The sequence below is a fragment of the Desulfogranum aggregans genome (assembly GCF_055398265.1).
The window spans coordinates 867,992-875,000 of the sequence record NZ_AP042447.1 but is presented as its reverse complement, the minus strand read 5'-3'; the positions used below and the strand labels follow the sequence as shown (position 1 = coordinate 875,000).

The window sequence follows — 7,009 nt, the reverse complement described above, 5'->3', positions numbered from 1 at the left end:
AATCCGAGGATTGGAGAACCCTTCCGGCAACGGCAGATTTTGCGGAACAGTGGAGGATAACGTGCGTATGGGAGCCCCGGCTGCAGCAAAGATCACCTTTGAGCCGCGGTTCAGTCCGTCTCCCGAGTAATCGAGGGTATCAATGGTATTGTTGGTGTAGTAATGAATATCGCGTGTAAGATCGAGGCGTTCCAGTATGTGGTTGAAAAAGACGTGCACATCTTTAGTGGTAAGCTCGGGCAGGTCTTCTTCTGCAGCAATTAGCAGATATTTGGCCAATGAGAGCTGGCCAGTACCAAGGACACCGCTCGCTACGGTAAGGAGTTGAGCCGGGCGGGACCGTTTCATAAAGGGCATGTAGTGATCCTTGCCTATTGCGAGTAGGAGTGGATGAACGCCGGCCTGGTCTACAGCGTGGACTTCTTTCAAACCTGCTACCTGTGAGCCAATTGCCTTATCGGTTAGCTCATGTATAAAATCGCCGAACTCTGTATCTTCCTGGGGAGGGCGTCCCACTACGGTAAAAGGCCAGATCGCATCATCCCGGTGATACACTGCTTCGACTTCGATAACCGGCATATCATGAGCAAGGCTGTAATACCCCAAATGATCGCCAAACGGTCCCTCGGGTTTGATGGCTTGGGGCTTGACCTTTCCAACAATACAGAAATCAGCTTCGGCAGACACCACATGTCCTCCGGCTATTGCATAGCGAAAACGGTGTTTGCCCAGCATACCGGCAAAGGCGACCTCCGGCATATTGTCAGGCAAAGGCATCACCGCGCCGATGGTCATGGCTGGAGGACCGCCGATAAAGATACTTACCCGGAGGGGAATATTACGTAACAGACACTCCTGGTGATGGTTGGCGATCCCCCTGTGTATCTGGTAGTGCAGCCCTATTTCGTTTGCTTCATACGCATTACCGTCAAGCTGTACTCGATACATTCCTAGATTGGAACGCATGGGACCGCTGCCGTCTGGATGCTGGGTATAGACCTGGGGCAAGGTTATATACCTTCCCCCGTCATCCTTCCATGAGACGATCCCGGGCAACGATTGCAGATCAGTGGTATTTTTGAGTACAGGTGCACGCTGTTTTGCTACTTTTTTTGGTAGAGCCTTAAAAAGGATTCCGGCGAGATCGAGATTTTTAAAAGGAGATTTAAGCGCGAGGTTTGGATCACCAGCAAGGCTGATTACTCGTTTGAGCGGTTCCAGTGAATCCTGAAAAATATAGCGAATACGCTTGGGCGTGCCATAGAGATTTGAAACAGCCGGAAAGGGCGACCCTTTGACCTGCTCAAAAAAAACCGCCGGTCCGCCCTTGCTGTAAACGCGACGCTGAATTTCTGCCATCTCAAGGTAGGGGTCAACTTCTTGGCGTATGCGAAGCAGCTCACCTTGTTTCTCCAGGTCATTTACCAGGTCACGGGTGCTCTTGTAGATCATATTTGCCTTTTTATAATGGATAACTCTTCACAGTGACGACGCCTGTTTCGCTTTGGCACCATACTTTCCTGCAAAATCTTTTAGCTTGGTATAGGGGGGCACCAACCAGCCGTTGATCATCGATGATAGCGGTAGATGCCGCCACAATCTCCCTCTGAGAGGCCTCCTCCCAATCTAGTCCAATAACAAATCAGCGTTGAAAAACAACAAAAAAATGAGCCCTTAAAGTCTGTGCACGCCCTGAAGCTGACGCGATGGATGTTTATGAATGCACGTGGATAGTATTTTTACTCGTCGTTAATTCCCATGCAATAATTGCCAGGTAGCTGTTTTACAGCGGAAAACTCCCCTGTATCGTCCCCTGGGAGCTAGCGGGGCCCAGCGAAAGGCAAGCGAGTTTCACAAAGACCGGGAACCGGGGGTATGAATCATAAAGCAGCTTGCTCATCATTGTACAGGGAGTGAGAGTTCTTGTTCTTCGCCGTGATAATGGGGAAAGCAAGCCCTTCGACGTTTATCCACGTGCGTGAGACGAAAAAAAGCGGTTTCCTCACCTAGGAGGAAACCGCCTTAAAACCAGATTGTCTAAGTCTGTAACACACACATTTAGTGCATATTGAAACTCCACAGAATACCGGCACAGATAGCCGAACCGATGACGCCAGAGGAATTACAGGCCATGGCATGCATCAGCAGATAGTTTGTTGGATCGTTTTTCAACCCCATCATGTGCACTTCACGAGCTGAACCGGGAACTGCTGACACTCCAGAGGCTCCGAGCAGAGGATTGATTTTCTGTTTTAGAAAGAGATTCATGATTTTGGCGAAAATGACCCCGGAACCGGTAGCGATACTGAAGGCAACAGCCCCAAGCAGGAAAATTCCGATGGATTTCGGGTTGAGAAATACATCGCCCTGGGTGCTGGCGCCAACGGTAAATCCAAGAAAAATGGTTGCTGTGTCGATGATAGCGGTACGGGCTGTTTGTGCCAGTCGTTCAACCACACCGCTCTCCTTCATCAGGTTGCCAAAAAAGAAGGGACCGAGAAGAGGGATGGATGCCGGTGCCAGGAAGCAGCAGAGGATTACCCCAACAACCGGGAAGCAAAGGCGTTCCTTTTTCGAGACCTCCCGCAAATCCGGCATTCGAATCAAACGCTCTTTTTTAGTGGTGAGCAGGTTCATGATCGGAGGTTGGATAATCGGGATCAAGGCCATGTATGAATATGCCGCGATGGCAATGGGACCGATCAGCTCAGGGGCGAGTTTGGCCGTTAAAAAGATCGAAGTAGGTCCGTCAGCCCCACCGATAATGGCGATGGAAGAGGCCTCATTGGGAGCAAAACCAAGGGCCATGGCGCTGAGCAGGGTAAAGAAAATTCCCATCTGCGCGGCTGCTCCAAGCAGCATCAACTTTGGATTGCTCAGGAGAAAGGAAAAATCGGTCATGGCGCCGAGGCCAAGAAATACAATAGAAGGATAGATGCCGGTGGTTACCCCGAAATACAGGTAGTGCAGTACGCTGTTTGCCTCATAGATACCTATCCCGAATCCCTTGAAAAAGGGGATATTGCCGACAATCACACCAAACCCGATGGGGAGCAGGAGCAGTGGCTCGTACTCCTTGGCGATGGCAAGATAAACAAAAACAATACCGATTACCAGCATGATGATGTTGCGGTAATCGGCGAGGTAATAGCCTGTATTGCTCAGAAATTGTAAAAACAGCTCCATTAACTCATTCCTCCTTTAAACTGTTTCAGTAGAATGCACAGATTATTCCGCAAGTCGGAAAACTCCGTCGCCCATTGATTCGAGCACACCTGCCTCCCGCATGCACCTGATCGACAGGTGAGGATGGTGCATGTGGTATTTGTTGGCAAGTGTATAGAGGTCGGCAAGCTGGAACTGGTCATCGAGTTCGTCTATCAGTGGACGGTATAACTCAAGCGTAATCTGAATATCAGAGGGGCAGGCAGCTCGATTTTCTTCTGCTCGGGTTTCTTTTTCTGTGACATTTGCAACAGGAGGGTCGTTTTTCTTGTCAAGTAAACCGACGACTTTGTGGAGTTGAGAGATAATCAGCGACAGGATTGCAAGGCCGGATATGACGATGGTCGCACCTACAATTGCCATAGCCCACCCGTTATGGTGTGTAATAGCTTCGAAACCAGTCAAGCGTAACCTCCTTTTTTTACAGATTATGGGTCCTTTTCCAGAGGCGGAAAAGAGGTATCGGGGATGGATGGTGAATATTTACATACAAATCACGATATTGTCAATTTTTATGCAATGTACGCAGGTGGGTGCTGCGGTAGGGACAGTTCTTTCTGGGTGAAAAATAAGAGACGATCAGGCTGGATGAACTGTTCCGGGAACAGTCCTCCCAACTCTCCTTCTGCTTAGGGGTGTGAACCGCTAGCGGCAGCGAAATGACTGGAAGGAGAGAGGGGAGGTGAGGATTGAAAAAATGTCAGAGGGCTTTGCCACGCAGAGAATGCTTGCCGGCATGATCAATGGTTACCCGGAGAAAATTACCGACAGCAACCTGAGCATCGGGTGAGGGGAAGTGAACGATGTGATTGGTCGAGGTTCTTCCTTTGCAGGTATCCCCTGAAACCTGCTCCACCAGGACCTCTTCCTTCCGGCCGATATACTCCCTGTTTCTGGCGAGGCTGATTTCGTCCTGCAGCTGCTGGAATTGCTGCAACCGCCTGCTTTTTATCTTTTCAGGGACCTTGTTGTCAAATGTGCTGGAGCGGGTGTTGGGCCGATCCGAATATTTAAAGGAAAACGAGCTGTGGTAACGAACAGTTTGCAGCAGTTCCATGGTTTGCTGAAAATCGTCGTCGGTTTCTCCGGGAAAGCCGATAATCATGTCAGTCGCCAGGGCAATGTTCGGATTGTAGGTCAGCAGGGTTGCCACTTTCTGCAGATAGTCCCCACGCGTATATTTTCTATTCATCAGGTGCAGAATGCGATTGGACCCGGATTGCACAGGCAGATGAAAGTGAGGGCAGAGGTTGTCGAGTTCTGCAAAGCATCGCATCAGTTCCTCGGAAAGATCCTTGGGATTGGAGGTGGTGAAGCGGAGACGTCGCAATCCTTTGACAGCAGCCACGCGACGCAGTAATTGCGCAAAGGAAACAGGGGTGTCAGCCACACTATTGGTCAATCCGTAGGAATTGACATTCTGCCCGAGCAGGGTCACCTCTTTCACTCCCTGGTCCACGAGAATTTCGACTTCTTCGATAATATCCGTTACCGGCCGGCTGATTTCCCTTCCGCGAGTGTAAGGGACGACGCAGTAGCTGCAGTAATTGTTACATCCTTGCATGATGGTAACAAACCGTTTCAATCCTTCTCCGTGAGCGGTGGACGGCTCCTGCTGAGTTAACAACTGTTGAAACGGAGGGATGGAAAAACTTCGGTCGAGCTCCGTCGCTGTTTCCCTGGCTGTCTGTCCGCTGCGCAATCTGTGGATGATCTCCGGCAGTTGGTAGAACTGTTGCGTTCCCACCAGAAAATCCACATGGGGCATTCGTTTGTATAGTTGTTCACCCTCCTGCTGGGCAACGCATCCGGCAACACCGATGAGCAGGTCGGGATGAAGCTTTTTGTTGTCGCGGAGGTGTCCCAACAGGCTGAATACCTTTTGCTCGGCTTTTGCCCTGATACTGCAGGTATTCAAAATGATGACATCTGCATTTTCGGGATCGCTGACCGCTATATAGCCCTCTTGAGCAAGAAGCTGCTCGATAATTTCAGAATCCCTTTCGTTCATCTGACAACCAAAGGTCTTAATGTACAGATTCTTTTCCATGGTATACATCTCTGGAGCGAGGGTGTTGGCTAGCAGGGTAGGGGGTCAGCTCTCCGGCAAGCGATTCGAGCAGGGCGAACAGTGGCCGTGTTGATGAGGAAGGCACCCACAACTGAATGAGTCCTTCTGCAACGGAAACAGTGGACAAGGTCGCCAAGCCGTCGTATCCCTCTAATATAAATTTGAGCCAGCCGATTTTTTCCGCACGGATGCGAAGAAAAAAAACGTATGACTCTGATGAAAAAATATGTTCTTTCAAGCCGTTACCTTAAACACTTAACGAAGTGTCAATGTCCTGGTCGAGAAGGTCGCCGTGCTTTTCCAGCAACGGTTGCACCACCTCGCCCAAAAATTCATCCGTCTGTTCGGCAGCACGTCCGGTGAATTCCTGGTAATTGCCAAGCAGACCGTCAAGTTCGTCATGGTCAAAGGGAACCCGTGGATCATTGCCAAGCCGTTCGAGCAAGTCATTGGCCAGTCCCTGGTTTTTGACCGCATTGCCAGCCTCAACAGAATACTCCCTGATGACCTCATGCATTTCCTGGCGGCTTTTGCCGCGCTCAACGCAGGCCATAAGTATTTTTTCCGTAGCCATGAATGGAAGTTCTTCGCGAAGATATTTTTCAATTTGTTTTGGATATACAACCATATCGTTGGTTATATTAATGTACAATTTAAGGATGGCGTCAGTGAGGAGAAAGGCCTGAGCAATGTCCATTCTTCGTATTGCCGAGTCGTCAAGGGTGCGCTCAAACCATTGGTTGGCAGAAGTGGCAGCGAAATTGGCCGGCAGGCCCATCAATTTACGGGCCAGCCCGGTCATTCGTTCTGAACGCATAGGGTTACGCTTGTAGGCCATGGCCGAGCTGCCAACCTGTTTGCGGGCAAAGGGTTCTTCCTGAACTTTCAGGTTGGAGAGCAGACGGAGATCTACAGCGAATTTGTGTGCTGAACTGCCTATGCCAGCCAGGGTTTCACTGGTTTTCATATCCAGCTTACGCGGATAGGTTTGACCGGTCACAGCAAAAACCGTTTCAAACCCCAGTTTTTCAGCCACCCTGCGATCCAGCTCCCGGACTTTTTCATGGTCTCCGTTAAACAGCTCGATAAAAGTGGCCTGAGTGCCGACCGTCCCTTTGGCACCGCGTGCTTTAATTTGATTTTCAAGCTGTTCGATATACTCCAGGTCCATTACCAGGTCTTGAAGATAGAGAGTGTTGCGTTTGCCAACAGTCGTCGGTTGTGCCGGCTGGTAATGGGTATAACCAAGGGTGGCGGTCGCTCTATGCTGTTTACTGAACACGGCCAGATTCTGGATAACTCGAAGCAGCGACTGTTTAATCAGGGCAAGGGCACGTTTCTGCACCAGGAGGTCAGTGTTGCAGACAACGAACTGGGAGGTCGCACCAAGGTGAATGATTGGTTCAGCCTGCGGACACTGTTGACCGTAGGCAAAGACGTGGGCCATAACGTCGTGGCGGATTTCTTTTTCCTTGGCTACTGCAACGTCGAAATTGATGTTGTCGGCGTTGGCCTTGAGCTCGTCGATCATTTCCCGAGTAACGGCTTCCAGCCCCAGCTCATGTTGGGCTTCGGCAAGGGCGATCCAGCATTTTCTCCAGTGGCTGAATTTAAACCGTTCGCTGAACAGTTCCTGCATGGCCTTACTGGTGTAACGTGATACTAACGGCTCCTGGTAAATGTCTCTGTTCATGTGTAGATTATCCTTGTGAA

6 protein-coding genes (1 of these 6 only partly in view) are annotated in these 7,009 nt (G+C 50.1%); all 6 read right to left on the bottom strand.

Translation table 11 applies throughout. The annotated features are described in order from the left end of the window. A protein-coding gene (locus ACZ52Z_RS04090; RefSeq protein WP_464269488.1) for a UbiD family decarboxylase crosses the window boundary here: on the bottom strand, positions 1 to 1,452 show its 5' portion. 363 nt of this gene lie to the left of the window's left edge; 1,452 of the gene's 1,815 nt are visible here — the first part of the coding sequence; the start codon lies at positions 1,450 to 1,452; its stop codon lies beyond the left edge, outside the window. 606 nt (positions 1,453 to 2,058) lie between these two features. After that, positions 2,059 to 3,186 (bottom strand): sodium ion-translocating decarboxylase subunit beta, encoded by a 1,128-nt coding sequence (locus ACZ52Z_RS04085; protein WP_464269487.1) that lies wholly within the window; start codon positions 3,184 to 3,186, stop codon positions 2,059 to 2,061. A gap of 42 nt (positions 3,187 to 3,228) precedes the next feature. Continuing rightward, positions 3,229 to 3,630 (bottom strand): OadG family protein, encoded by a 402-nt coding sequence (locus tag ACZ52Z_RS04080; RefSeq protein ID WP_464269486.1) that lies wholly within the window; start codon positions 3,628 to 3,630, stop codon positions 3,229 to 3,231. 295 nt (positions 3,631 to 3,925) lie between these two features. Further along, positions 3,926 to 5,275: a tRNA (N6-isopentenyl adenosine(37)-C2)-methylthiotransferase MiaB gene (gene miaB / locus ACZ52Z_RS04075; protein ID WP_464269485.1), complete on the bottom strand. Its 1,350-nt coding sequence runs from the start codon at positions 5,273 to 5,275 to the stop codon at positions 3,926 to 3,928. Beyond that, entirely contained in the window at positions 5,253 to 5,534 is a 282-nt protein-coding gene (locus ACZ52Z_RS04070) for a DUF4911 domain-containing protein (RefSeq protein ID WP_464269484.1), read from the bottom strand. The genes miaB and ACZ52Z_RS04070 overlap by 23 nt, the downstream gene beginning before the upstream one ends. A 9-nt stretch (positions 5,535 to 5,543) precedes the next feature. Next, positions 5,544 to 6,989: an adenylosuccinate lyase gene (gene purB / locus ACZ52Z_RS04065; protein ID WP_464269483.1), complete on the bottom strand. Its 1,446-nt coding sequence runs from the start codon at positions 6,987 to 6,989 to the stop codon at positions 5,544 to 5,546. Between the last annotated feature and the right edge of the window lie 20 nt (positions 6,990 to 7,009).

Excerpts from the sequence above, each read along its gene's own strand:
- ACZ52Z_RS04085 (WP_464269487.1), bottom strand. The coding sequence starts at position 3,186 with ATGGAGCTGTTTTTACAATTTCTGAGCAATACAGGCTATTACCTCGCC.
- purB (WP_464269483.1), bottom strand. The coding sequence starts at position 6,989 with ATGAACAGAGACATTTACCAGGAGCCGTTAGTATCACGTTACACCAGT.
- miaB (WP_464269485.1), bottom strand. The coding sequence starts at position 5,275 with ATGGAAAAGAATCTGTACATTAAGACCTTTGGTTGTCAGATGAACGAA.